The organism is Mannheimia haemolytica (assembly GCF_004342115.1).
Taxonomy (GTDB): Bacteria; Pseudomonadota; Gammaproteobacteria; order Enterobacterales; family Pasteurellaceae; genus Mannheimia; species Mannheimia haemolytica.
Genome location: NZ_SMAC01000023.1, coordinates 25725 through 48768, shown reverse-complemented (window position 1 = coordinate 48768; position 23044 = coordinate 25725). Strand labels below are relative to the sequence as shown.

Sequence of the window (23044 nt, the reverse complement as noted above, 5' to 3'; positions counted from 1 at the left end):
GCTACTTGTGAGATATGGCTAGCCGGCACAATTCTTGAACTTGCCGGAATCACATTCCCCAACCCTAAAACCGGCTCTTGCCACGCTTGCAAGCGCTTGATGGCATCGTTATTCACGCTGTCTAAGCTGACTCCAAAGTCAAAGATATTGAGTGTTGAATAAACTCGTTTCCATCGTTTGCCACCGGCCGTCACAATCACCGTCCCAGCATTGTCTGCGGTTGTGGTATCCGCAAAATCAGCATAAAACACCCCACCACCAAGGTTCTTTCGGGCGTGGTAGGATTTAACCAAAATACGTTGCTGGTCTTCTGTTGGCTCGATGGTGCGTAGTTGAGTAATAGATTCACATTCACCAACTAACTTGAAACCATCTGGCTTGCTAAGGTCATTCACAAATCGATTAAACTCAAGCCTTGTGGCGTAAACAATATTATTATTTAGTGACAACGTAACCGAATCACTACTGCTAACTCTTAGCACAATACGGTAGTATTGCACTTTGCCACTACCTTGCTCTAACACCGGCTTATAATTTTCAGGGCAGTTGGCAACCGCAACAAGTTTGTTTTGGTCATCATAAATACCGACCTCTCGGACGGTAAAGCCGCCTACTGTTTCCGGCACAAGTAATTCTGCAATTACCTGATTAGGTGTTTCGCTATCTTGCAACAAATCCGTGATTTCAGCTCGGTAAACCTCATTAATGAGTGTAGTTTGACTCTCACTTGGCGTAGTTGGTGTACCGTTACCATCACCAATCGCCATTGTTTTCAATGGCACTGGTGTATTATTCGCAACAGCTTGAGCAATAACGCTCTCGCCATATTTTGTGATTAAGCTATAAAACTGTGTTGTCATATCTATCTCGGTTTAATTAAAATGATTTCGCCACTATGTGCCGCACTAAAAATATTCGCTTTTCCTCTTGAGGTAGCTGATACAGCTAACTCAGTAATATGGCGTGATACTGGTTTCGCATCTTCAAGTAACCGTTCTAATTCTTGGTAGATTTTCTCGCTAATGCCCTTATCTTTTAATTCAACAAAAATTCTAAAAGTTCCGGCTTGTCTTTCTCGCTTTTCTTTAAACCACTCTCTAATTTCAAAATCATAACCGAGAGATTCAACAATTCTTCTTACTGCTCCTACCGTCCCTTTCCGTTGGTGGTTATGGTAAGAATCAATAATAGCTTGTCGTTTTTGTTGCTCGCTCCAGTATTCCTCCCAGTAATCAACCGACAATGCCCACGCTAGATAAGGCAACAACTTTACGGGGCATTTGTGAGGGTTTATTAAATTTTCAAAATCAATTCGGTTTGTTACTGCTTCTTGTAAACATTCTGCTGCTCGTTTTTCGAGTAGGCTTGAGCCTGATGGTAACAATGGCTTAACTGTATTCATCGCTTGCCTCAATGCTTAATACTGTGCCGGTGCAATATCCTGCTTGATATGGAGTTAAGACTAAATCGTTTTTTGGTGCTTTGATTTGTACATTCTGCACACCGGCAACGTGCAAAGCAGCATAAATACCGGAATGAGTCACATCTCTACCAATTCGCTTTGTATGCTGGATATAGGATTCAAGATTTGCTTGAGCCGCTTTCAGGATAGGCTCTTTTTCCGGTCCTTTATAAATTTTAAGCACTGCCTCAATCGTATATTCCACGATCTCCGCACCTTGTACTGTTACTCTATCTGCAATCGGTCTCACATCTTCATCGTTAAGTGCTGCGGTAACCGCATTAATAATTTCATCATCTGCTTGTCCCGTGCCTACCCTAGAGGTAACTGTCACAGTCACATAAGCAGGCTTAGGTGATATAACCGACACATCGGCAATTCTGCCGTGTGATGATAATGCGTGATAGGTATAAGCTTTTCTAGGGCCTGCACCTGAAATGCTTTCAAGTTTGAGTTGCACACGTTGCCTAAAATCATCGTCTGGCTCTAGCTCTTCCTGTATCGGGGGGTTTTTAGTTAAATCTTCAGGCTGTACCACTAATCTTTTAACATTGTAATTCCCCCCAATCACATCTAAATCTGTACCGGTGGCATAGGCTAACATTGTTGCCTGTGCTGCACTGTTAATGCGTTGGCGTTCCATTAATTGCAGATAGCAATTCTCCTCTAGTAACTTTGTGATAGGCTCAGACTCCAACGCTAACCGTGCAGCCATTACCGATCTTTCGCTTTCGGGGTAAAGCGATAAAAACTTGGCTTTCCGCTCTGCTAATAAGGTTTCATAGTCCAATTCTTCCAGCACTTTTGGGGCGGGGAGTTTGGATAAATCGACAATTTCGCTCATAGTTTAAAACGCATTCCTTTGATGCTGATTTTTCGGTGCTTAAGGGTAAAATCTAAGGTGCAAATCAGCTTATTGTGGTTATCTTCGGCAAATTCCACTTTAAATCGGGTGATCGCTATACGTGGCTCCCATTGCTGCAACGCCATCACGCACGCAGCGGAGAGTTGCATAATCAGACTTGCGGCAATCGGTTTATCAGTTAGCTTGTAGAGATTACTGCCATAGGTTCGCCGCATTACCCGACTGCCTTTTGCCGTCAGCAAAATATCTTTGATAGACTGCTTGATATGCTCTACTTCGTCTTCAAGCTGTTCGCCTGTTTCTCGGTTCATTATGGTTTTGCTCCGCTAGTTGGTCTGCCGTCACCTTGCTCAATGTGATGGTGGCTGCCTAAACTGATTCCCGCCCCTGATACATCGCCTTTTGCTGTTACCGCCCCCTGTGTGCTGATTGCACCTTGCGATGAGGTTGTGCCTTTCACGGAGAGGTTGCCCCCAATCACGACATTTTTTGTGGCCTTAACCGTGGGCGTGTCGAGCGTGATAGATTCTGTCGCCTGCACAATCACCACTTTGCAATTTTTTACGGTTAATTGACCGCTTGCGGTGTTGTAGCTGATTTCTGCACCGTCCGAAAAGCGGAATAGATGCTCATCGGCGGATTGGCTCGGGGCGTTTTGGGTGTAAATCCCAAATAAGATCACGCCTGTGGTAAATTCACCACTCACGCTTAACACCACGCATTGCTCGCCAACTGTTGGAGCTGACCACGTTTGCGATGTGCCGGCACGAAAAGTCAGCCACGGTAAGAAATCGGTCGTAATACCGCCCGAATTGACCCGTGCGGTGGCTGTGGTTAAATCCACCTCGGCAATAGTGCCAAGGCGGATAATATTGTCTAAACGGCGGATTTGTTCGGCGTGGTTTGGCTCACTCATTTTTACAATTACAAGCGGTTAAAAAATGAGGATATTTTGCAAAAGGCGAAAGGCTTTGGGTATAAATGCAAGGTGTGAAATGGGGTTTAACAGGCAAAGAAAAAGCGACCGATTAGGTCGCTTGCTGATTATAGGCGTGGGTAAAGTCGGCTACTGTGAATGATAGCTAAGATGATCACTTCATCTGCCTGCCTATCGTAATCGTACACAATCCGATAACGTCTTACGAAAGTTTCTCTTGTCCCATCTTCTCTTGCTCTTCCAGAGAGTGGCATAAATGCAATTTGCTCTATTTTGTCAAAAATATCACTTTGTAATCGAATACCACTCGTTTCAAAACCGGTAAATTCGATAACACTTTTTACAATCTCGTCAAATTGACTCAATGCTTGTGGTTTAATGGTAATTTTAGCCATAAACCACTTCACGCTGAAATTCGTTTAGCTCTTGTGATTTTTGCTCAATGGTTTTTTTGATATGTAAGCGAGATTGCTCTAGCGTAAATCCTAAACCAGCTTTGTGTTCTTCTCTACCTTTTCGCACACATTCATTCACAAATTCATCATATCCTTTTTCTTTAAACATCATTTGCTCCTATAAAAAGCGGACAATTTAGAGCATTGTCCGCTTTTCATTCTACTTTGTCAAATTAGCCCCTGTCTCTCAAAGACGATCTTGCTCTTGCTTGTGCTTGGCGTTGTTGTTTTTCCAACTCCATTGCAACCAGTCGGGCGATTGCTTGTGGGTCTTGCCCACCGGTGGCGTTGATGGTGATATGGATATTTTGCGACACCGGTGCAACTGTTGGGCTTGGTTGGCTTGCCGTCAGCGGTGGTCTGCTGTCGATTTTGACCGCAGGCATTGGTTGAGCAAACGCAACACTTGACGCAAGTGCAGTTAGCCCAGCAACTTTGCCATAGTTTAGCCGGTTAAGATTTGCCACACCCAAGCGTGCAGTTGCCTCTTTGGTCATTACATACTCGCCCTTATGCACAATACCGGCGGGCTCGTATTTGCCACCGTTGCCGGTGTAGCCGCCTGTGGCAAAGCCTCTTCCTTTACCGTTACCAACCAAGCCACCAATCCATTTTTGCTCAAGTTGTGGTGGAGTATAATTCGGGTCATACATATTATTTGACATTTCTGCCGTTTGACTAATCTGCTTAGCGTGCTCGGTGGGAACAATTGCAGTAGCTGCCTTTTTTACACCCTCACCAATAGTGTCCCAACTCGGCATATTTTCAGAAATCCACTTAAACTGATCGACTAGCCACTGAACAGGTGATGTTACCAAGTCTATTGCACCAGCCAATGCAAGCCCGAATTTTTCTCCTGCAGAACTCGCTTTATCTAAACTTTCCGATGTTTTATCCGCTGGGGTTAATAAATCGGATAACCACTTAAACGTAGATTTAACCCAGTTTGATATAGTTTCAAATAGTTTTCCTAAAGGTTTAAATCTCTCTAATACTGGTGCAAGACCTTTAGATAATCCTTGCAAAAAGCCTCCAAAAAAGGCTCTGACCTTCTCCCAATTTCTATATAACGCTACCCCTGCTACCGAAATAGCTGTAATCGCTAAGCCAATCGGCGAGAAAATACCAAGTAATAATTTCAACGGTGAGAAAATAAAACGGATTGCACTCCACAACTTGCCTAAAATACCTTTTAGCATATTGAGCCAAAATACTTTTGTTTTAAGCTGTGGAATTAGCATTTTGATGCCACCGCCTAATTTATTAAAACTACTTCCCAGCACATTTGGTAAAGTTGCTAACTGATTAAATTTTGATTTAACAAAAGCAGCCGTAGTGCCTGATGAATAAAGTGATTTATTGAATAATCGGAATTTATCATTACTATCAAATAATGCCTTATTTAATAAGGTGCTTGCACCTGTAAATTTGCCGATACCAAGAGCCAATCTTGCTACAGGATATAATGCAAAACTTGCCACCACTGCAAAAGCTCCTAGCACCGTTAAACTAGAGCCAAGAATAGCAGACCATTTAACGAATGTTGCAATTAGCCCTTTATTCTCCCGTGCCAAGCTCGCTAACCATTTAACCACTTCAATAATTTTTTCACCAAAAGCCCATAAGCCTTGTACTGTTTCTTGAATAACGGCTCCGACATCTTCAGCCCATTTTTGCAACTCGCCATTTTCAGCCATTTTATCTAAACTGTCTAACACCCATTGCAATTTATTTTTAATCCAGTCAAATGCTCCCGATTCCATCACTTGCATTTGGAAATTTGTCCAATAATCTTCAATTTTTCCCCAAATACCAACTAGCGTTTTAGCTTGTTTTTCCATTGCTCCAGCATATTTTTCGTTAAAAATACGGGTTAGGGTTTGCTCAATTTCTTTTCGGTTATTTTTGTTTACTTTTGCGACTTGTTGTTTGCCTAATTTATCAGTGTAGGCATACTCAATAATATTTGTACCTTTAACTACACTTCCTTTAATACCAAATTCTTTTAAGCGTTCATTCTCACCCGTTAAAGCATCTGCTATTGCCTCAACTGCTTGCATTACAGGCTTACCCATTGCAGCACCTGTATCACCTAATGTTTGTAGTAAGCCATTGGTAGGATCAAGACCGTATGCTCTTAACTTTACAAAGGCTTCCATTGCTTCATCAAGGTTTGAGGGGGTATCTACTGCAAATTGTTTAACCCAATCAAAACTTTGCTTGGCTTTTTCAGCACTTCCCTCGGTTACCTCTAAAATAGCATTAAATTGTTCAAATTTACCCGCTGTTTGAGCCATTCCGACAACCCCTTTCCCTAGCCCAACAACAGGGGCAGAAATTGCCGCACCACTAATCATTGAGCGTTGTCCTAAATTATGCAAACGTTCGCTGGTATTTTTTACCTTTTCGACAGTTGCCCAATATTTTTCATTTCGAGCTTTAACCGCATTTAGTTTTTCTAATTTTGCTTTTTGTTGGTCGATTAATTGATTTGCTTTTGCAATCTTGTCTGTTAAGTTGGTTTCGCTTTGAGCAAAATCTTTAATATTAATGCCGCTTGCTCTCAATTCACGTCTTAAACTACGAAAATATAAAAGTTGCTTAGCTTGTTGATGGCGAGAATCCTTTAATGCCCGATTTTCTTCTGTTCTTTTTCGGCTGACACTTGAAATAGATGCACCGAGTTTTTCATATTCTCTTTGCATTTTTTCAAAATCTTTATCTAAAAATGCGGCTCTTGCACTCCAAGCTGAACCACCTTTCGTAATTTGTTGAAATTCCCTTTTTTTCGCATCCATTTTCACTTTCAGCTCAATTCGTTCATTTTTCATTTGGCTGATTTTATTTTTGAGATTATCTAAATGCTTTGTCTGTTTGAGTATAGTTTCATTGGATTTCTTAATGCTATCGTCCATTTTTTTAAATGATTGCATTTTACTTTGTGTTTTTTCCAATGCTTTTAATTCATCTCTCTGTACTTTTAAAGATTGAGATAATTTCTCCGTCTGTTTTACCACACTCTTAAATGGTGCGGTTAATTTATCTAACGCAGAAAGAACTACTTGAATTTTTAAATTATTGCTCATATTATAACCTTAATTGTAGTATGGCTAAGGGAAAATCTATGGAAATCTTATTTATCTTACTTGGGTTAATTGGTTTCGGTGCATTATTGGCAATAGGTTTTACAACCTTTGCTGCCATTTTTGGTGTAGTTACAACAGTATTTTTAAGCCTGCTTTCATTATTGGCAAATATGGTTGGGCTTTCTATTATCGTTATTCTGATCTCACTTTATGTATTGTTACCACTCAATACTTTTATTTTGATAGCATTGATTTTTTCAGCTATTTTAGGGTTTCTTTGTTGGTATCATTCAGATAGACAAAGCGTTAATCAATAACTCAAGCGGTCAAAATTGACCGCTTTTTTGCAAAAGTTTCTATTCATCATTTAGCTACCAGCCAAAATATTAATCATATAATCCTCAATCATCTGCAGATCGTCATCAGTAAAACCTAGCAACTCACGGCTGGCATATTTCACTTTTAAATCCCAATCTTTCCGCACTCGTCCGATTAAGCCTTGTTGGTGGATTCGGGCGATGACCGCATCACCACCCTCATAACCTAAGCTGACACCTTCGCTTTCAAGGCGTAGCCGCATAAAACGTGGCTGGGTAATTTTGTCAAACATCTTGCCCGATTTAATTTTGCTTTTTACCCCTTTCTTCGGCTTTTTGCGTGGCTCGTATGCCGAGCCGTCTGGGTTTTGTTGTGCTTTAATCCGTCTGCGTTGGCTTCGGGCAAGCTCTCGCCCGATTTGTTGATACATCAACCGTCTGCGAGGTTTGCTGATATTATTTAGCAAGTGGTCAAAGGCGGTTTTTACTTGTTCAATCGGTTCACTCATTTGGCTCTGTCCACTGATAAATCAGTTCGTCTTTGAGGTAAACCTCATATTCGGTTAAACGGGTAAATGGCGAAACATCGGCAAGGTTCGGTTCATCGGCGTGGGTTGCGATTAGGTGTCCGTCTTGCTCTTTCACGATCACCCGTTCCGTGAGCGGAATGCGGATATAAATATCGTAGCTTTCGTGATTGTTGTGGTCGATTTCAAATTCGATTTTGTCTTGTAGTTCCGGGTTTTGCAGTAGCTCCCATTGTTCATTTCGCACAAAATTTAGCACCGGCACAAACAACACGTCGGGGTGATACGGAAAATCCACCACGATTAGCTCTAAATCGTAGTGGTATTCAAACGAATGGCTTTGGCTCCCTTTGCTTTTAATTTTGCCTTTGTCATATTGCAAAATCAGATTTTCGGAGTTGGTTTGGAATATATCAATGGTTTGCGTGAGCAAGGCTCGCAAGCGATCAGGTTTAATCATCTGCGGTAGCCTTTTTGCTTATGCTCGTAAATGGTTTGGCACTCAATGCAACGGGTGCAGCCAATAACCATTTCTCGGCGTTTTTCGGGGATTGGCTCGCCACAGTCCTCACACTCAAAGAGGCTGGTGCAAGCGGTCTGATTTTGCAAAATTTTTGCAAGTGCTGCCTCTCTGGCTTTTTCGGCTAATTCGTTGGCTCGGTCGATTTGGTCTGACATAGTCGTCCTTATTAAAAAAGGCGATTACTCGCCTTGGTTGATTTTGTTGTATTGCTCGATGCAATGCTCGAACGATTCGATGATGACTTGGCATACCTCAATGGTGTTGAGTCTTTTGTCTAGTGCTTTGACAAGATCACCGTTGGTGTTAATCTCGGTTGCCGGTGTTTGGCACTCCAGCCTTTTCGGACAGATTATCGGGTTCGATTTGAGGGTGTGATACCGCACGCTTTCGTTGGTTGAGCAGCTTGCCAACGCTAGGAGGCACGGCAGAATCAGCCCACTTTTTATGCTTTTCCAGTTCGTTAAGGATTTCATTACTTCGTTGCTCCGCTTGTTTCATTTTGGCTAACACTTTCTGATTGAGGTCATCCACCTGTTTTTGATACGCCTCAAGCTGTATTTGGCTGTTTTCAAGCTGATTGGCTAAATTGCGGTTATCGGCTTGAATCAGTTGGTTTTGCGTGGTGCGTGCCTGTAAGTCTGCTTTCAGGCTTTCGTTTTGGCGAAACTGCACGAAATTGGCTAATACGCCAACTAGCACCAGCACAATCATTAGCGGGCTGAAATGCTTATTGGTCATTTGGCAGAGTTTGACAATCATTTAACCTCCTGCCCGAGACACAGGGCTTTTTCTTTTTCTCGGCGGATTTTCAAACCTCTTAGCACTTTACCTCCCGAGCGGTTAAAATCAGGTATCCTATTACACATCGCTTTAAAATCCTTAGCCATAGCATATTTATGGATTGTTGTCTGAATGTATTTACCATTTTCATTTGGATAAAATCTAAGGTTGTAACATCCCATATTAAATGCTGCTGATACCATCGCCGAAAACTGATTTTCGTTCATTTTGTCGCCATTAAAATAACGATTGATACACCTTTCAGCTATTTTAAGATCTTTTATCCAACGCTCGGCAATCTCTTTATCGGTGTATTTGTGATTGACATTAATTTTCTCACCGCTTGCCTCGGTTGAGCCAATGCCAACCGTGATTACATCGGCAGGGCATTTATACGGATCACGTCTGCAACCCTCCGCATTGCCGATAATGGCTAAGCCTGTTTCGCTGGTGCGGATTTCGGAGCTGTAATATTGCTTTACCGTCCCGATAATAGCTGCAACGGAGCAGACAAATACGCCAATTTTTACACTTTTACTCATTCTTTTTCCCTTGGTTTTGTAGCTTTAGCTCAAATTCTCGCTCTTTCAGTTTGTATTCTTTGGCTCGGTATGCCCAATTAAGTAATAAGGTTAAAATAGCTACCAGAATACTCACTACCACCCCCCAATCAGATAGGGTGAGGCTACCAAAAAAGCCAAAAATTGCCCCAAAATAGGAGGCTTGTTCAGTTTTGTGCATATTTTTTAATCCCAAAGTTGCACGCTGGATTTCGCCACCGTTGCAAAACGGCTCTCAATATCCGGCATTGTAACTACAGTGCCGATCGGCAAACGTGGCAAATGAGCCAGTTCGGGGTTATATTCTAAGGCTTGCTCGACTAAGCCTGCCGTTTGCCCGTAGTGCCGAAAGATCAGCTCATCTAAGGTGTCGTCTTGGCGTGCAATCAAGGTGTTCATATTAATTCACTAATCATTCGGTTTTCGCCCAAAATATCCCGCACGGCAAAGTGGTAATCCCGCTTTAAATCACCAGCGGTACTTTCTAGCTCTTCGGCTTTGTCGTGGCCGTCTTTGGTGCTGTCATAACTGCGGTATCGTTCGTAAAGGTTCGCTACTGCAAGGCAATAGACCGCTCGTTTATATTTGTAAACCAGCACGCTTTCGCCGTTGATTTGCTCATCATCACAGGCTTGCAAGTTCGCTTTTTGTGCTTGCTCTGCATTGAGGCGATAGGCTTTTAAGTCGGCATTGACTGTTGCCATTGCCTCAATCACCGCTTGTTTTAGCCGCTCATTAATGACCGTGCCATCAATCCGCATTGCATTTCGCACCTCCAGTAGCTCAATGTTCGGAAAAAAGCCATTATTGGTGATAGTTTCATCAGATTCTGCGGTGGGCTTGATCGCATTTTTGCTGGATTCATAGCCATTCACTTTCGGGATACTAATAACGTGATTGCGTTGTTCCATAAGGTTTCCGTAAGGTAAGGGGTGGGGATTTTAAAAGGGTGCAAAATGAATAAATCACCCTTTAAAATCCGCCCCTTGGCTGGCGTGGATACGCTCTATTTCGGCTTTCACCTACTCATTCTGTTCTTCTGCTGGTTTCGGCTCTTCGGCTTGTTTGGCAAGTTGCTTTTCTAACTTGTCTCGCAAGCCTTTTGCACCGCATTGAGGGTCGAGGGCTATCGCTCTTTGATAGTGTTCAAGGGCGGTTTGTGGCTCTGCCTCTTGGATTAGCTCGCCTAGCTCACGCAGTAATTTGGCTCGCACTGGGTCGGGCATATCAAATTCAGCGGTGAGGTCGTTTGCCTGTTTCAGCACGGCTGCCTCAAACGGCTGTTTTTGGTCTCGGGCTTTCTTTGCCGCCTCTGCAAGCTCTTCAACCAAGGCGGTTGCCGGTGTGCGTTCAAACTGCTCCGGCATTGCCAAATCGTGCATTAAAACGTATTGAGCAATCGCAAGGGCGGTTGGGTAATCGCCAATATCAATCGACCAAATCAGCATTGTGGTGATAACCGTGTCTTGCACACCGGAGCCTTTGGCAAGGGAGCCTTCCACCCAAGGTCGGTATTGCTCAAAATTGTTGCGTTTAAACTCAATCTTTCGCTCAATCGACTGGGTTTGCTTTAATTGGCGTTGATGGGCTTTAAGTTGGGCTAAAACTAAGTCATAGCCTTGTAAGCCTTCAAGGTTTTCTCGGTTTGGGGTTGCAGACTCACTTTCTGCGGTTTTCCGCAAAAAATGAGCCCGAGCCGGACTCATTCGCATAGTTCCACCTTACTCTTTATCTTTGAGTGTAATGTTTTCGATTAATGCCGCACAGCCATAATCTTCGACAACGTAGTCGATATTTTCTGATTCGTAGGTTTCAATACGGTCTTTTTTCGGCACGTTCTCAATATGCTTGCGGGTTGTCCCCTCTTGCACATAGATGGCTAAATTTTCCAGCTTAGTGATTAAAATCGCATTCGCCGGGAAGAACGGCACACGCACCGCTTTTAAGCCCCCAATGCGTTTTTGTGAGATCACAATATCAGCGGCAAGTTGTTCGGTTGGTGCGTTTTGCTGATTCACAATCGGGAAATATTTATCCGCAAGCAACTTGCGACCGGTAATCACCACTAAATCGGTGTCATCACGATGCCATTCATCAATAAGTTCTTCGGTGGCGTCCATTACGAGTGCGTCAAGATTGGCATACTCTTGACCTTTGCCGACTAAAACTTGGTTGTCTGTGCTTTCGCCATTCATTACACGCTCTTTGGCATCTTCACGCATTTTCTGCAACCAGCCTTTTGCCACATCTTGCAATAACGGGTTGCTGTTGCGATCACTGGTTGCCGCACGACTTGTGCCGTTAAAGCCGATCATAATCAAATCACGCTTGCGTTGTTTTGCCGCAACATTCGCCACTTTTTGCTGAAAATCAGGGAATTTCGCCCACATATCCAACTGTTTATAATTGATATGGGTGTCAAAATTGATTTGTTGGCAGTGGTAGGTTTGTTTTACCAACTTCGCAATAGAGGTGGTTTTGCGTTCACCGTCACCGCTGGTATCGGTGGTGCTGGCCACGGTGTGAGCTGAATCTAAACCTAAGGTTTCACCGGTTTGCTCATCAACAAACACAAAGCTGATAGATTTTAAGAAATCAGAGCTTTCACGCACCTTTTCATACAGCTTTTGCTGTACCGATGGTTGCACTGTGAATTTAATGCCGGTTGCCAATGCATTAAACGGCAAGTTGTTTAATTCAGCTTGGCGTGCAAGGTAGGCGTTATATTTTTCAAGGGTTAAATCTTTCATTCGTGATCCTCAATTAAAAATCGGTTTGTACATCACCTGCTTTCGCACCAGTGGCTTTTGGGCGTGGGGTGTAATTGGCAGACGGTTCTTGTTCCAGTTTTGCAAATTTTTCGGCAAATTCGCCCGCTTGTTTTTGCAATTCGGTAAATTCGGTTTGCAATGTGCTTAGCTCGGTTTGCAAGCGGTCGTTTTCTGTCGAAACTTTGCTAAATTGCTCCGCTAACAATTCCATTGCCTTTTCGTGTTCGGCAAATTTGCCGTCATTGTCGGTTTTGGCTTTGGTAAACATCGCCTTAAATTTCTCCAGCCACGCACCTTTTTCAGGTTCAGCAGTAAATTCTAAATTCGCCTCTACTGCCTCACTCACAAGGTTTTCCGGCTTTTGCTTGCGGTCTGCTAGTGGGTTATGGGTTGCACCGGCACAAAATGTAAGGTATTCCGTGCCGAGGCTTGCCGGTGTATCAGTCACCGCTAAACCAACTAAATACGCCTCGCCTGTGTCCGCAAAATTAAGGTCAATTTCCACAGAGGTATAAACTTTCTGCTTGTCTTTGACTAACTTCACTAAGGCTTCGGTTGGGGCGATTTCTGCCAGTAACTGTAATTTGCCGTCTTCACGTTCTTCTGTTTTAACCGCTAACACATCGCCATAGCTGTAAGAATGCGGGTCATCTTTCTCAAACCAACGCCAGCGGAAATGCTCAAGGTTAATACGAGCACCATAGTTATTTTTCGGGTCGTAATTTTCTTCAATCTGCGTGAGCCATTCACGACTAATTTCGCGTCCATCTGTAGTTGCTCCTTCCGTTGCTACCACAAACCATTTGGATTTTGTTGTCATCTGTTTTTCCTTGCTCTAAAGGGGAGGGGTAAAAATCGGATTTATGATCTTGTTTTGTGCCGGCGGTTTCAATGTGTGGTACGTGTTAAATCGGGTTTCACAGCCTTAAGCAAATGCTTAAACAAGGTGGATTTTTGATAATCCCACCTATGGAAAATGAAAATACAATCACTGAATACGAGGTGTTGGCTGCCAACCCTCTACACGATAAACGAGAGGCTCAATCAAAGTATTGGGCAGGTTACACCGTGACCGAAATTTCTCGTCAGCTAAATATTCCCGTCTCTACCATTGCAAGTTGGAAAAAGCGAGAGAAATGGGACGAAATCAGCCCCGTTGGACGAGTTGAGGCAACGCTTGAGGCTCGTTTAAACCTTTTAATTATGAAAGAGGTAAAAACAGGTTCAGACTATAAAGAGATTGATTTGCTTGGTCGGCAGCTTGAGCGTGTGGCTCGAGTGAAGAAATACGCTAACGGCGGAGGCAATGAGGCGGATTTAAACCCGAACATCAAAAGCCGAAATAAAGGCGACCGCAAAAAGCCTGAACAAAACGCTATTTCTGAAGAGCAAGCGGAATTACTGATTAATGGCTTTTTAGACGGAATGTTCCATTATCAGAAAAAATGGCACGAAGCTGGGCTGACTCATCGAATCCGCAATATTCTTAAAAGTCGTCAAATTGGAGCGACTTATTATTTTGCTCACGAGGCGTTAGTTGATGCGTTAGTAACCGGTAGAAATCAGATTTTTATTTCCGCCTCGAAAAAACAGGCATTGCAATTTAGAGCCTATATTGTGGCATACGCCAAACGGGTTGCCGATGTGGAGCTAAAAGGCGAAACCATTACCTTGCCGAACGAGTCTCAACTAATTTTCTTGGGTACAAACTCGAAAACGGCACAGTCTTACCACGGCAATCTCTATTTTGATGAAATCTTTTGGGTAAACCGCTTTGAAGAAATCCGCAAAGTTGCTGCGGGTATGGCAAGCCAAAAACAATATCGGATTACTTATTTTTCTACCCCTTCGAGCATTACCCATTCCGCCTATCTGCTTTGGTCGGGCAAGCTGTTTAACCGCAAACGACCGAAAGCGGAGCAAGTGGAAATTGATATTTCGCACGCTAATTTGAAAAACGGCAAAAAATGCGGAGACGGCCAATGGCGACAAATCGTGAATATCTACGATGCCGAGGCAGGTGGCTGTAACCTGTTTGATATTGAGCAACTCAAACTGGAAAACTCGCCTGATGAGTTCGAGCAGCTCTTTATGTGTGAGTTTATTGATGATAACCAATCCGTCTTTAAATTTACAATGATTCAGCGTTGCTTGGTCGATTCAATGGAAATTTGGAAAGACTACGTTTTCACCGATGGCTATATGCGACCGTTTGGCAATAAAGAAGTGTGGGTAGGCTATGATCCTTCTTACACCGGCGACCGCTCGGCATTGGTGGTGATTGCTCCACCGAAAGTCGATGGGGGCAAGTTCCGTTTGTTGGAATATCGCACTTTTAAAGGGGCTGATTTTGCCGAACAAGCGGCAGAAATTATCGCTATTTGTGCAAAATATAACGTGACCAGACTGGCGATTGATACCACAGGGCTTGGTGTCGGCGTGTATGAAATCGTGAAAAAAGAACGGCCTGATGCGGTGGCTCTTACTTACAACGTAGAGCTGAAATCCAAAATGGTATTAAAAGGCTTGGATATTATCAGCAAAGGACGATTTGAATTTGACTCAATGCACGCTGTTGAGGTTGGTGCAAGTTTTATGGCAATTAAAAAACAGATCACCAACAGCGGACGGCAAGTGACTTATGTGGCAGACCGTTCGGAAGAGGCAAGCCACGCCGACCTTGCGTGGGCTTGCTTGCAGGTATTTATTAATGAGCCGTTTGATGGGAAACTGGAAGAAACGACCGGCACAGTAGATTTTTTAGATGATTAGGACAAAAAATGAAAAAACAATTGCGCAAAAATTTAACCCAAAATGACCGCTTACAACCGCAAGCACAAACCGAAATTTTCAGTTTTGGTGACCCGATTCCGGTGTTAGACCGTGCCGATATTCTCAATTATTTGGAGTGTTCGGCGATGTATGAGAAATGGTATAACCCACCAATGAGCTTTGATGGCTTGGCGAAATCGTTAAGGTCATCAACACACCACGAAAGTGCGATCATCACCAAAGCAAATATTTTGCTTTCCACTTGCGAGGTTGATAGCCGTTATTTATCACGCCGTGATTTGTCATCGTTTGTTAAAGATTATTTAGTATTTGGCAACGCCTATTTTGAGGTGGTGCGAAATCGCCTTGGGCAGGTACAGCGAATCGAATCACCTTTGGCAAAATATGTGCGAAAGGGTGTAGAGGCTGGTCAATTTTACTATGTGCCACAACGATTCGATCACCAAGAACACGAATTTGCCAAAGGCTCAATCTATCACTTGCTTGAGCCTGATATTAATCAAGATATTTACGGCTTGCCACAATATCTTTCGGCGTTGCAATCCGCTTGGTTAAATGAGAGTGCTACTCTGTTTCGCCGTAAGTATTTTTTAAATGGAGCTCACGCCGGCTTTGTGTTTTATATGACGGAAAACTCCGCAAAACAGGGAGATGTGGATAATATCAGAGAGCAACTGCGGAAATCAAAAGGGGTGGGGAATTTCAAAAATCTATTTGTACATTCTCCAGGTGGTAACAAAGACGGCATTCAAATAATTCCGATTGCTGATGTATCGGCAAAAGACGAATTTTTTAATATTAAAAACGTAAGCCGTGATGATGTGTTAGCAGCTCACCGTGTGCCACCACAACTGATGGGTATTATCCCAAACAACACCGGCGGTTTTGGCAACGTGGCTGATGCTGCCGAGGTGTTTTTTATCACCGAGATTGAGCCATTGCAAGAGCGATTGAAAGAGTTTAATCAGTGGTTAGGTCAAGAGGTTATCAAATTTAAACCGTCTAAATTGTTACAGCGGACACAATAAAACAGATCTTTACAAACTGACAATACAGCTCCTAGATTGGGGCTTTTTTAATATATAAAGCAAAAGTTTTGCCTGATTAGATTATATATTTCGGCAATTTATTATATCAAAACAACAAATAAAATACACTTAAAAAATAATTTTTCCTTTATTTTTCAACGACTTCACCACCTCCAACCCCGCGCGGTCTATCCCTCACCTCGCCCGCACACTTAATTTGTCGATTTATACGCAAATGCAAAAAGGCGATCCCTACAAGCCCCATATAATCGCAAAGCGATCTTAAAAACTCGATCTTTTTACGCAATTTTACGCACCTCAACGCAAAAATATTGCTTGTCAGGAAAAATCGTTATTCTTTAATTGCATATACATATACTGCACATTATAGATTTTAACTTATTGATAAATAATGATTATTGGTGCGAGCTAGTCGCACCATTATTTTTAAGCCTGAATATCCCGATTCAGGCTTTAATCTTACCATACTTATAATCAATAATTTAAATCATCTCTCAAAAAGCAATATAGCATTAATAAAAACATCATTTTTCATAGGAAACTTGATATTTATTAATCGTTTGTAGTCTCTAATAATATTTATTTACACAAAATAAACTGCAAAGAGCAAGAAAATCTGCCTTACTGTGCTTAGTTCCTGTTTGTAGGAAATTGATTTTATGGGAAAACGCGACTATATTCAATTTATTGTTCGCAGCAAAAGAGCCAAATTCCGTTCAGAATTTGGCTCTATATTTAAAATATAACTTAGCAATTAACCTTTGTAGTTATATACGTGAGCAACTAAGTCTAATACTTTGTTTGAGTAGCCAACTTCGTTATCGTACCAAGATACTAATTTAACGAAAGTATCAGTTAATGCGATACCTGCTGCTGCATCAAATACTGAAGTTTCAGTTGCACCATTGAAGTCTGTTGAAACAACTGCATCTTCTGTGTAGCCTAATACGCCTTTCATTTCGTTTTCTGAAGCACGTTTGATTTCAGCACAGATTTCTGCATAAGTTGCTGGTTTTTCTAAGTTTACAGTTAAATCAACAACAGAAACGTTAGTGGTTGGAACACGGAAAGCCATACCGGTTAATTTGCCGTTTAATGCAGGTAATACTTTACCTACTGCTTTCGCTGCACCTGTTGATGAAGGAATGATATTTTGTGATGCGCCACGACCACCACGCCAGTCTTTCGCTGATGGACCATCTACTGTTTTTTGCGTTGCAGTAGTTGCGTGAACAGTTGTCATTAAACCTTCTTTAATGCCGAATTTTTCGTGAATAACTTTAGCTAATGGTGCTAAACAGTTCGTTGTACAAGAAGCGTTGGATACGATGTCTTGACCTGCATAAGTATCGAAGTTTACACCGTTTACGAACATAGGTGTTGCATCTTTAGACGGACCGGTTAAAACAACTTTCTTCGCACCTGCGGTGATGTGTTTGCGAGCAGTTTCATCATCTAAGAATAAACCTGTTGCTTCAACTGCGATATCAACACCGATCTCATTCCATTTTAAGTTAGCTGGGTCACGCTCAGCTGTTACGCGGATCGCTTTACCGTTAACTACTAATTGACCGTCTTTAACTTCAACAGTACCGTCAAAACGACCGTGAGTTGAATCATATTTCAGCATATAAGCCATATAATCAACATCGATTAAGTCGTTGATACCTACCACTTCGATGTCATCACGGTGTTGTGCTGCACGGAAAACGATACGACCGATACGGCCAAAGCCGTTAATACCAATTTTAATTGCCATAGATTTTTCTACCTATATTAAAGTTAAACAAAATTTGTTCTTTATGTACTACACTAAAGATGCTTGAATTATAGCACATCTTTTCACTTTCCTGACAAGCCAAAAGAACCCTTCCAATATAACAGATAAATTTTTTGTGATCTATGTCAAATTTTGAAATTTATAACGATTTTCAGGTCAAAAAAAGCTACAATGACTTCGCTACTATCTTAGGAGAATTGCTGATGATTAAACCTATTCACGCCCTGACAGAACAACAAGTTGATATTTTAATCAACCACGGTACGGAACGTCCGTTTACCGGAAAATTTTTGAATGAACATCGGGTAGGAATTTATCGTTGTGCCAGATGCCATAACGATTTATTTCACTCAGATACTAAATTTGATGCCGGTTGTGGCTGGCCAAGTTTTTACCAAACGATTTCAGAATCGTCACTACGTTACTTAGATGATTACAGCTTAGGACGTCATCGTATCGAAATTCGTTGTGGGAATTGTGATTCGCATATGGGACACGTTTTTCCGGACGGCCCACCACCAACAGGGTTGCGTTTTTGCCTCAACTCTGCGGCATTGAATTTTAAGTGGGAAGAAACAGGCGAAGAGATTGACGGCTAACGAGTAATAAACAAGCGGTCATTATTAGCGGAAAATTTGCAAAAATTTGGCGAATAATGACCGCTTGTGCTATTTAACTTCTAGCCTTAAGCGAGAATATTTTTCGCAATAATATCGCCCATTTCTGAGGTAGAAAGCGGTTTGCTGTCATCAGCTAAATCAGCGGTACGGTAGCCATCAGCAAGGGCTTTTTGGATCGCTGTTTCAATCGCATCAGCAGCATCACCTAAGTTAAAGCTATAACGCAACATCATTGCGGCTGATAAAATTTGCGCAATCGGATTCGCAATATTTTTACCGGCAATATCCGGTGCTGAACCGCCTGCCGGTTCATATAAGCCGAAACCTTGCTCATTGAGGCTGGCTGAAGGCAACATGCCCATAGAACCTGTAATCATTGCAGCCTCATCGGAAATAATATCGCCGAAGATGTTTGAGCATAATAAAATATCGAACGATTCAGGTGCTTTGATTAGCTGCATTGTCGCATTATCAATATACATATGCTCAAGCGTGACTTCTGGGAACTCTTTAGCTACTTCCGTGACGGTTTCACGCCATAAAATTGAGCTTTGTAACACATTGGCTTTATCCACAGAGGTTACGTGTTTTTTACGTTTCATTGCAGATTCAAACGCCACACGGGTAATACGCTCGATTTCATATTTGTAGTATACTTCGGTGTCAAACGCTCTCGTTTGCGCACCTTCACCATCACGGCCTTTCGGCTGTCCAAAATAAATCCCGCCGGTTAATTCACGCACCACCACCATATCAAAACCTTTAGCAGCAATATCGGCACGTAATGGGCAGAATTTTTCCAGCCCTTGATACAATGCAGCAGGGCGTAAATTACAGAATAGCGAGAAATGTTTACGCAGTGGTAATAGCGAACCTCGTTCAGGTTGCTCATCAGGTGGTAAATGCGTCCATTTCGGGCCACCTACCGAGCCAAACAAAATCGCATCTGCCTCTTCACAGCCTTTTAAGGTATTTTCGGGTAACGCTTTACCTTGAGCATCAATCGCTGCTCCACCAATGTTATATTGATTAAAATTTAGTTTAAAGCCAAATTTTTGTTGAGTCGCTTCAAGCACTTTGATAGCTTCTGCCATCACTTCCGGCCCAATGCCGTCACCGGCAAGCACTGCAATGTTGTAAGTTTGCATATAAGATCCTCTTAGTATATTTAATGTCGATTCGGCTACATTCTGCCTGAAAATAGCTGTTTTTAAAACGAATTTTACGCCAACCCGATAAAAATAGCGTAAAATAAAAGCGTATTTGGAGATTTTTTGATGAAATTGACCGCTTGTAAACTCGTTTTTCTACTCTATTTGATGTTTAACCTCACCGCTTGTGGCACAGTACTAAGCTTGGTTGAACAGGATTACCGTGTTTATGCCGGCGTAATAAAAGATTTCCAAGTAATGCAAGAAGGCGGTATATTCGCGGTGCTTGCGGTGATCGATTTACCCTTGAGTTTCGTATTAGATACTTTAATGTTACCCGTTACACTTAGCCAATAATAACCACATTAAAACGCCTCTTTTTCCGCTATTTCAGCCACCACAAACGGCGTATTTTCCGCTATTTCAGCCACCACAAACGGCGTATTTTCCGTTTTATTTTTAAGCAAATTTTGTTCTCTAAAGTTAATCGGAAAATGGCAGGCAAACTCGTGCTGTTTTACTTTCACTAATGGCGGTTTGTTGATACATTTTTTTTGTGCAAAAGGGCAACGAGGGCCTAAACGACAACCAATCGGCATTTCTTGTAACATCGGGACTGAGCCTCGTAGCGTATTTAAGCTACTTTTAAAGGCTAAAGGCTGAGAAAAGTCCGGCGAACTATTGAGTAACACTCGAGTATAGGGGTGGTAAGACGATTCAAGAATGCTCTCTTTATCCGCAATTTCAACGGTTTGTCCACAATAAAGCACATTGTAAGAATCAACCCAATTTTGAATGCTACACATGTCATTACTCACCAGCAAGATTGAGGTTCCCAAATTCTGATTCATACTGGAAAGCAAGCGATAAACCTGCAACTGCGTGGTTGATTCCATAATATTAGTCGGCTCATCTGCCACCAATAATCGGGGCTGATTTGCCACCGCCATTGCAATCATCACTTTCTGAGCTTCGCCTTCGGTAATATCGCTTGGGTAACTTTTCATAATATCTTGATGATCACGAATACCAACACGGTGTAGTAGCTCGATTGCTTTTTTCTTTTTCCACCCAAATCGTTGCCACCACTTCCCTCTAAATTGAATGGTTTGCATCAGTTGTTTACCAATTTGCTGGCTTGGGTCAAGGCTAGTAAGCGGATCTTGGAATACCATTGAAATATGATCGCCTACCAATTTTCGGCGTTCCGCTGGCGAAAGTTTCAGTAATTCAATATCGTCAAAGCGAAAGCGATCTGCACTCACAATCCATTCATCTTTAATCATACCGCAAATCACTTTGGCTATGAGGCTTTTTCCCGAACCAGATTCTCCCACCAAGCCACAAATTTCGCCCTCATCAACAGTCAGGTTGATGTTATCCACCATTTTTACTCTGCCTTTTGGCGTATCAATTTCAATACTTAAATGGCGAATATCAAGTAATGCCATACTATTCCTTAATCTGTAAAATTTTACTTAAAAATGACCGCTTGTTATGTGTCAGTATCCTATTTAAATACTATTCTTTACGGTATTTTTCAAAAATCACGCTTAAGCGTGTACCAAGTATTGTAACGGTAAAAATACTAAAAATAATTGCTAAGCCAGGTAATATCACCGTCCAAGGAGCTATATAAATCAGTTCCATGGATTCACGAATCATCGCTCCCCATTCAGGGGTCGGGCTTTTAGCCCCCAGCATAATAAAACTTAACGCACTAATATCTAATATGGCGATCACAAAAATATGTGAAAGTGCTTTAATTGCCACGCCGGTAAGATTAGGAATAATCACTTCTCGAATTAAATACCAATGGCTTGCACCGTCTAGCTTTAAGGTAATGATGTACTCTTTTTTGAGTTGTTTTTCGGTTGCTTGATAAATTTTATGGATAAAATGCGGCAACATCGCTAAGAAAATCGCCAACATTGCATTGACCAAACTCGCTTCCATTAAGGTTGCAATGATGATCGCAATCAATAAAATCGGCATAAATAAAAAGGTATCGAACAAATGGCTAATCAACCAAAATGAACGTCCTTTTTTCAGCCCGGCATAAATCCCGATCATACCGCCGATAATCGCAATTAATAAGGTAATCATCAGTGCGGAACCAAGCGTGTAGTAAAAACCATACATAATACGGCTTAAAATATCCCGTCCTAAATCGTCAGTGCCTAAAAAATGGCTGATTTGACCTTTGTCGTCCCAAGAGGGAGGCATTAATTCTAAACCAACAAATTGTTCATTATAATTGTAAGGAGCAAGCAAACTACCAACAAAAATGAGAGCCAGTAATAGCAAAAAAAGATAAAAACTGCCAAGTGCAAGTTTATCTTGTCGGAAATGAAACCAAAATGCCTTAAATGCGTTGGTTTCTCTAAATTGCTCGGGTTCTTTAATAACTGCCATACCAATCCTTTTTATCTGATGGGTCTAACATCACCCGCACAAAGCCTGTAACCATATCTACTAATAACACAAACACCCCGATTGCAACTACTCCCGCTGAAATCGCATTATAGTCTTGAATAGCAAGGGCATTTATCAGCCAACGTCCAATTCCTCCCCAGCTAAATATGTTCTCAATTAACATACCGAAGGCAAAAATTAAAATAAAGGTACGGGCAATCATAGGTAATAATGCAGGTAAAGTATTACAAATAATATGCGTTCTCCAAACTCTAAACGGTGTCCAGCCACGCGTTTTCGCTATTTTAATGTAATTTTGTTTCATTACATAACCTGCTCTAGCTTGAGTAATATGCATAACTTCTAATGTAGCTGGCACAGCCAAGACTAATGTCGGCAAAGCTAAGTGATGTAAAGCACTCTGCATCATTTTTAATTTATAAGGTACATCAGATAACCAAATATCTAATAGCAAAAAGCCGGTTACCATCTGTTTCGGATAAAGCGAATGGATTTCTCCAATTGCTGACACTTCCCACTGATTGAGAGAAGCGTAATACATTAGCACTAATGCCAGCCAAAATACCGGCACGGCTAAACTCAATGAACCTAGTGTATTTAATAATCGCCCAACCATATTTTTTTGCTGAGTAGCCGCAAAAAAACCAAGAGGCAAACCAATAATTAAAGAAACAATGAGAGCCGATAAACAAAGCGTAATTGTAGCCAGGAACACCTGTAAAATTTGCGCTGTGAGCGGTTCTCCATTACTGAAACTAATACCAAAATCACCATTTAGCAGAGATTTTACATAATAACAATAAGCCTCAAACCAGCCTAACTCGGCTAAGTGGTTTAATGGATCTCGTAACAGAATATTAAAACTGATAAGTGACAAAAAAATCAACGTAATCAAGGTTAGAAAAATTTTTCGAAAAAAGACAATCAGCATA

General features: G+C 41.8%; 30 protein-coding genes. 5 read left to right on the top strand and 25 right to left on the bottom strand.

The window, feature by feature from the left end:
• The 8 genes from EDC41_RS09350 to EDC41_RS09315 all read right to left on the bottom strand — a co-directional run.
• Positions 1 to 860, bottom strand: an 860-nt coding sequence (locus EDC41_RS09350; protein ID WP_165876902.1) for a phage tail protein, incomplete at its 3' end; no start/stop codon positions are given.
• 2 nt (positions 861 to 862) lie between these two features.
• Positions 863 to 1402 (bottom strand): phage tail protein I, encoded by a 540-nt coding sequence (locus tag EDC41_RS09345; RefSeq protein ID WP_061888620.1) that lies wholly within the window; start codon positions 1400 to 1402, stop codon positions 863 to 865.
• Positions 1389 to 2306, bottom strand: coding sequence for a baseplate assembly protein (locus EDC41_RS09340; RefSeq protein ID WP_061888619.1), 918 nt, complete (start codon positions 2304 to 2306; stop codon positions 1389 to 1391). The genes EDC41_RS09345 and EDC41_RS09340 overlap by 14 nt, the downstream gene beginning before the upstream one ends.
• Positions 2303 to 2638 carry a GPW/gp25 family protein gene (locus EDC41_RS09335; protein ID WP_006250780.1) on the bottom strand — a complete coding sequence of 112 codons (336 nt, stop codon included), beginning with the start codon at positions 2636 to 2638 and terminating at the stop codon, positions 2303 to 2305. Before EDC41_RS09335 ends, EDC41_RS09340 begins: the two co-directional genes overlap by 4 nt.
• Positions 2638 to 3243 carry a phage baseplate assembly protein V gene (locus EDC41_RS09330; RefSeq protein WP_006248188.1) on the bottom strand — a complete coding sequence of 202 codons (606 nt, stop codon included), beginning with the start codon at positions 3241 to 3243 and terminating at the stop codon, positions 2638 to 2640. The genes EDC41_RS09335 and EDC41_RS09330 overlap by 1 nt, the downstream gene beginning before the upstream one ends.
• A 128-nt stretch (positions 3244 to 3371) precedes the next feature.
• Positions 3372 to 3659 carry a type II toxin-antitoxin system RelE/ParE family toxin gene (locus tag EDC41_RS09325; RefSeq protein WP_062627916.1) on the bottom strand — a complete coding sequence of 96 codons (288 nt, stop codon included), beginning with the start codon at positions 3657 to 3659 and terminating at the stop codon, positions 3372 to 3374.
• The gene (locus EDC41_RS09320; RefSeq protein ID WP_006250778.1) at positions 3652 to 3831 is read right to left on the bottom strand and encodes a hypothetical protein; all 180 of its coding nucleotides are present in this window, start codon (positions 3829 to 3831) and stop codon (positions 3652 to 3654) included. Before EDC41_RS09320 ends, EDC41_RS09325 begins: the two co-directional genes overlap by 8 nt.
• A gap of 61 nt (positions 3832 to 3892) precedes the next feature.
• Positions 3893 to 6805 carry a tape measure protein gene (locus EDC41_RS09315; protein WP_115262406.1) on the bottom strand — a complete coding sequence of 971 codons (2913 nt, stop codon included), beginning with the start codon at positions 6803 to 6805 and terminating at the stop codon, positions 3893 to 3895.
• Between the two features lie 38 nt (positions 6806 to 6843).
• Here EDC41_RS09315 and EDC41_RS09310 point away from each other — a divergent pair, with 38 nt between their 5' ends.
• Complete coding sequence (locus EDC41_RS09310; protein WP_006248191.1) at positions 6844 to 7122, top strand: hypothetical protein; 279 nt, start codon at positions 6844 to 6846, stop codon at positions 7120 to 7122.
• 50 nt (positions 7123 to 7172) lie between these two features.
• Here the strand turns inward: EDC41_RS09310 and EDC41_RS09305 are convergent, their stop codons facing one another.
• The 12 genes from EDC41_RS09305 to EDC41_RS09255 form a co-directional block, all read right to left on the bottom strand.
• The gene (locus tag EDC41_RS09305) at positions 7173 to 7631 is read right to left on the bottom strand and encodes a phage virion morphogenesis protein (RefSeq protein ID WP_061888617.1); all 459 of its coding nucleotides are present in this window, start codon (positions 7629 to 7631) and stop codon (positions 7173 to 7175) included.
• Positions 7624 to 8109 (bottom strand): phage tail protein, encoded by a 486-nt coding sequence (locus EDC41_RS09300; protein ID WP_061888616.1) that lies wholly within the window; start codon positions 8107 to 8109, stop codon positions 7624 to 7626. Before EDC41_RS09300 ends, EDC41_RS09305 begins: the two co-directional genes overlap by 8 nt.
• The gene (locus tag EDC41_RS09295) at positions 8106 to 8327 is read right to left on the bottom strand and encodes a TraR/DksA family transcriptional regulator (protein ID WP_006248194.1); all 222 of its coding nucleotides are present in this window, start codon (positions 8325 to 8327) and stop codon (positions 8106 to 8108) included. The genes EDC41_RS09300 and EDC41_RS09295 overlap by 4 nt, the downstream gene beginning before the upstream one ends.
• Positions 8328 to 8351: 24 nt before the next feature.
• Positions 8352 to 8582 (bottom strand): Rz1-like lysis system protein LysC, encoded by a 231-nt coding sequence (lysC, locus tag EDC41_RS14135; RefSeq protein ID WP_353080625.1) that lies wholly within the window; start codon positions 8580 to 8582, stop codon positions 8352 to 8354.
• A complete protein-coding gene (locus EDC41_RS09290; RefSeq protein ID WP_006248210.1) occupies positions 8476 to 8931 on the bottom strand; it encodes a hypothetical protein in 456 nt (151 codons plus the stop codon). The genes lysC and EDC41_RS09290 overlap by 107 nt, the downstream gene beginning before the upstream one ends.
• Entirely contained in the window at positions 8928 to 9494 is a 567-nt protein-coding gene (locus tag EDC41_RS09285; RefSeq protein ID WP_006252831.1) for a lysozyme, read from the bottom strand. The genes EDC41_RS09290 and EDC41_RS09285 overlap by 4 nt, the downstream gene beginning before the upstream one ends.
• A complete protein-coding gene (locus EDC41_RS09280; protein WP_006250772.1) occupies positions 9487 to 9693 on the bottom strand; it encodes an HP1 family phage holin in 207 nt (68 codons plus the stop codon). Before EDC41_RS09280 ends, EDC41_RS09285 begins: the two co-directional genes overlap by 8 nt.
• A gap of 5 nt (positions 9694 to 9698) precedes the next feature.
• Positions 9699 to 9911 carry a tail protein X gene (locus EDC41_RS09275; protein ID WP_006250771.1) on the bottom strand — a complete coding sequence of 71 codons (213 nt, stop codon included), beginning with the start codon at positions 9909 to 9911 and terminating at the stop codon, positions 9699 to 9701.
• Positions 9908 to 10423, bottom strand: coding sequence for a head completion/stabilization protein (locus EDC41_RS09270; protein ID WP_006248195.1), 516 nt, complete (start codon positions 10421 to 10423; stop codon positions 9908 to 9910). Before EDC41_RS09270 ends, EDC41_RS09275 begins: the two co-directional genes overlap by 4 nt.
• Before the next feature lie 111 nt (positions 10424 to 10534).
• Positions 10535 to 11224 carry a phage terminase small subunit gene (locus tag EDC41_RS09265; RefSeq protein ID WP_061888615.1) on the bottom strand — a complete coding sequence of 230 codons (690 nt, stop codon included), beginning with the start codon at positions 11222 to 11224 and terminating at the stop codon, positions 10535 to 10537.
• Between the two features lie 9 nt (positions 11225 to 11233).
• Positions 11234 to 12262 (bottom strand): phage major capsid protein, P2 family, encoded by a 1029-nt coding sequence (locus tag EDC41_RS09260; protein WP_006250769.1) that lies wholly within the window; start codon positions 12260 to 12262, stop codon positions 11234 to 11236.
• Positions 12263 to 12275: 13 nt separating this feature from the next.
• Complete coding sequence (locus EDC41_RS09255) at positions 12276 to 13103, bottom strand: GPO family capsid scaffolding protein (RefSeq protein ID WP_006252839.1); 828 nt, start codon at positions 13101 to 13103, stop codon at positions 12276 to 12278.
• Positions 13104 to 13252: 149 nt separating this feature from the next.
• On the opposite strand from EDC41_RS09255, the gene EDC41_RS09250 reads away from it, so the two are divergent.
• Entirely contained in the window at positions 13253 to 15055 is a 1803-nt protein-coding gene (locus tag EDC41_RS09250) for a terminase ATPase subunit family protein (protein WP_061888614.1), read from the top strand.
• Between the two features lie 8 nt (positions 15056 to 15063).
• On the top strand, positions 15064 to 16104 hold the full coding sequence (locus EDC41_RS09245; protein ID WP_061888613.1) for a phage portal protein: 1041 nt from the start codon (positions 15064 to 15066) through the stop codon (positions 16102 to 16104).
• 775 nt (positions 16105 to 16879) lie between these two features.
• Here the strand turns inward: EDC41_RS09245 and gap are convergent.
• Complete coding sequence (gene gap, locus EDC41_RS09240; protein WP_006248201.1) at positions 16880 to 17884, bottom strand: type I glyceraldehyde-3-phosphate dehydrogenase; 1005 nt, start codon at positions 17882 to 17884, stop codon at positions 16880 to 16882.
• Positions 17885 to 18108: 224 nt separating this feature from the next.
• Between gap and msrB the strand changes: the two genes are divergently transcribed.
• A complete protein-coding gene (gene msrB, locus EDC41_RS09235) occupies positions 18109 to 18504 on the top strand; it encodes a peptide-methionine (R)-S-oxide reductase MsrB (protein WP_006248202.1) in 396 nt (131 codons plus the stop codon).
• An 86-nt stretch (positions 18505 to 18590) separates the two neighbouring features.
• Here the strand turns inward: msrB and leuB are convergent, their stop codons facing one another.
• Positions 18591 to 19673, bottom strand: coding sequence for a 3-isopropylmalate dehydrogenase (gene leuB, locus EDC41_RS09230; RefSeq protein WP_006250766.1), 1083 nt, complete (start codon positions 19671 to 19673; stop codon positions 18591 to 18593).
• 129 nt (positions 19674 to 19802) lie between these two features.
• Between leuB and EDC41_RS09225 the strand changes: the two genes are divergently transcribed.
• Positions 19803 to 20033 (top strand): YceK/YidQ family lipoprotein, encoded by a 231-nt coding sequence (locus EDC41_RS09225; protein ID WP_006248204.1) that lies wholly within the window; start codon positions 19803 to 19805, stop codon positions 20031 to 20033.
• Positions 20034 to 20041: 8 nt separating this feature from the next.
• Here EDC41_RS09225 and EDC41_RS09220 read toward each other — a convergent pair whose 3' ends face one another.
• From EDC41_RS09220 to EDC41_RS09210, 3 genes are all read right to left on the bottom strand, one after another.
• A complete protein-coding gene (locus EDC41_RS09220) occupies positions 20042 to 21127 on the bottom strand; it encodes a peptide ABC transporter ATP-binding protein (RefSeq protein ID WP_020824094.1) in 1086 nt (361 codons plus the stop codon).
• A gap of 70 nt (positions 21128 to 21197) precedes the next feature.
• On the bottom strand, positions 21198 to 22091 hold the full coding sequence (locus EDC41_RS09215; protein WP_006250763.1) for an ABC transporter permease subunit: 894 nt from the start codon (positions 22089 to 22091) through the stop codon (positions 21198 to 21200).
• On the bottom strand, positions 22078 to 23043 hold the full coding sequence (locus EDC41_RS09210) for an ABC transporter permease (protein ID WP_020824095.1): 966 nt from the start codon (positions 23041 to 23043) through the stop codon (positions 22078 to 22080). The genes EDC41_RS09215 and EDC41_RS09210 overlap by 14 nt, the downstream gene beginning before the upstream one ends.
• Position 23044 lies beyond the last annotated feature (1 nt).

Bases quoted from the DNA above. Each gene is read 5' to 3' on its own strand.
- EDC41_RS09215 (WP_006250763.1), bottom strand. From the start codon at position 22,091: ATGGCAGTTATTAAAGAACCCGAGCAATTTAGAGAAACCAACGCATTT.
- EDC41_RS09330 (WP_006248188.1), bottom strand. From the start codon at position 3,243: ATGAGTGAGCCAAACCACGCCGAACAAATCCGCCGTTTAGACAATATT.
- EDC41_RS09280 (WP_006250772.1), bottom strand. From the start codon at position 9,693: ATGCACAAAACTGAACAAGCCTCCTATTTTGGGGCAATTTTTGGCTTT.
- EDC41_RS09315 (WP_115262406.1), bottom strand. From the start codon at position 6,805: ATGAGCAATAATTTAAAAATTCAAGTAGTTCTTTCTGCGTTAGATAAA.
- EDC41_RS09220 (WP_020824094.1), bottom strand. From the start codon at position 21,127: ATGGCATTACTTGATATTCGCCATTTAAGTATTGAAATTGATACGCCA.
- EDC41_RS09265 (WP_061888615.1), bottom strand. From the start codon at position 11,224: ATGCGAATGAGTCCGGCTCGGGCTCATTTTTTGCGGAAAACCGCAGAA.
- msrB (WP_006248202.1), top strand. From the start codon at position 18,109: ATGATTAAACCTATTCACGCCCTGACAGAACAACAAGTTGATATTTTA.
- EDC41_RS09225 (WP_006248204.1), top strand. From the start codon at position 19,803: ATGAAATTGACCGCTTGTAAACTCGTTTTTCTACTCTATTTGATGTTT.
- EDC41_RS09325 (WP_062627916.1), bottom strand. From the start codon at position 3,659: ATGGCTAAAATTACCATTAAACCACAAGCATTGAGTCAATTTGACGAG.
- EDC41_RS09340 (WP_061888619.1), bottom strand. From the start codon at position 2,306: ATGAGCGAAATTGTCGATTTATCCAAACTCCCCGCCCCAAAAGTGCTG.
- EDC41_RS09345 (WP_061888620.1), bottom strand. From the start codon at position 1,402: ATGAATACAGTTAAGCCATTGTTACCATCAGGCTCAAGCCTACTCGAA.
- EDC41_RS09260 (WP_006250769.1), bottom strand. From the start codon at position 12,262: ATGAAAGATTTAACCCTTGAAAAATATAACGCCTACCTTGCACGCCAA.
- EDC41_RS09245 (WP_061888613.1), top strand. From the start codon at position 15,064: ATGAAAAAACAATTGCGCAAAAATTTAACCCAAAATGACCGCTTACAA.
- EDC41_RS09210 (WP_020824095.1), bottom strand. From the start codon at position 23,043: ATGCTGATTGTCTTTTTTCGAAAAATTTTTCTAACCTTGATTACGTTG.
- EDC41_RS09290 (WP_006248210.1), bottom strand. From the start codon at position 8,931: ATGATTGTCAAACTCTGCCAAATGACCAATAAGCATTTCAGCCCGCTA.
- EDC41_RS09335 (WP_006250780.1), bottom strand. From the start codon at position 2,638: ATGAACCGAGAAACAGGCGAACAGCTTGAAGACGAAGTAGAGCATATC.
- EDC41_RS09285 (WP_006252831.1), bottom strand. From the start codon at position 9,494: ATGAGTAAAAGTGTAAAAATTGGCGTATTTGTCTGCTCCGTTGCAGCT.
- EDC41_RS09295 (WP_006248194.1), bottom strand. From the start codon at position 8,327: ATGTCAGACCAAATCGACCGAGCCAACGAATTAGCCGAAAAAGCCAGA.
- EDC41_RS09305 (WP_061888617.1), bottom strand. From the start codon at position 7,631: ATGAGTGAACCGATTGAACAAGTAAAAACCGCCTTTGACCACTTGCTA.
- EDC41_RS09310 (WP_006248191.1), top strand. From the start codon at position 6,844: ATGGAAATCTTATTTATCTTACTTGGGTTAATTGGTTTCGGTGCATTA.
- EDC41_RS09300 (WP_061888616.1), bottom strand. From the start codon at position 8,109: ATGATTAAACCTGATCGCTTGCGAGCCTTGCTCACGCAAACCATTGAT.
- EDC41_RS09255 (WP_006252839.1), bottom strand. From the start codon at position 13,103: ATGACAACAAAATCCAAATGGTTTGTGGTAGCAACGGAAGGAGCAACT.
- EDC41_RS09270 (WP_006248195.1), bottom strand. From the start codon at position 10,423: ATGGAACAACGCAATCACGTTATTAGTATCCCGAAAGTGAATGGCTAT.
- leuB (WP_006250766.1), bottom strand. From the start codon at position 19,673: ATGCAAACTTACAACATTGCAGTGCTTGCCGGTGACGGCATTGGGCCG.
- EDC41_RS09250 (WP_061888614.1), top strand. From the start codon at position 13,253: ATGGAAAATGAAAATACAATCACTGAATACGAGGTGTTGGCTGCCAAC.
- gap (WP_006248201.1), bottom strand. From the start codon at position 17,884: ATGGCAATTAAAATTGGTATTAACGGCTTTGGCCGTATCGGTCGTATC.
- EDC41_RS09320 (WP_006250778.1), bottom strand. From the start codon at position 3,831: ATGATGTTTAAAGAAAAAGGATATGATGAATTTGTGAATGAATGTGTG.
- EDC41_RS09275 (WP_006250771.1), bottom strand. From the start codon at position 9,911: ATGAACACCTTGATTGCACGCCAAGACGACACCTTAGATGAGCTGATC.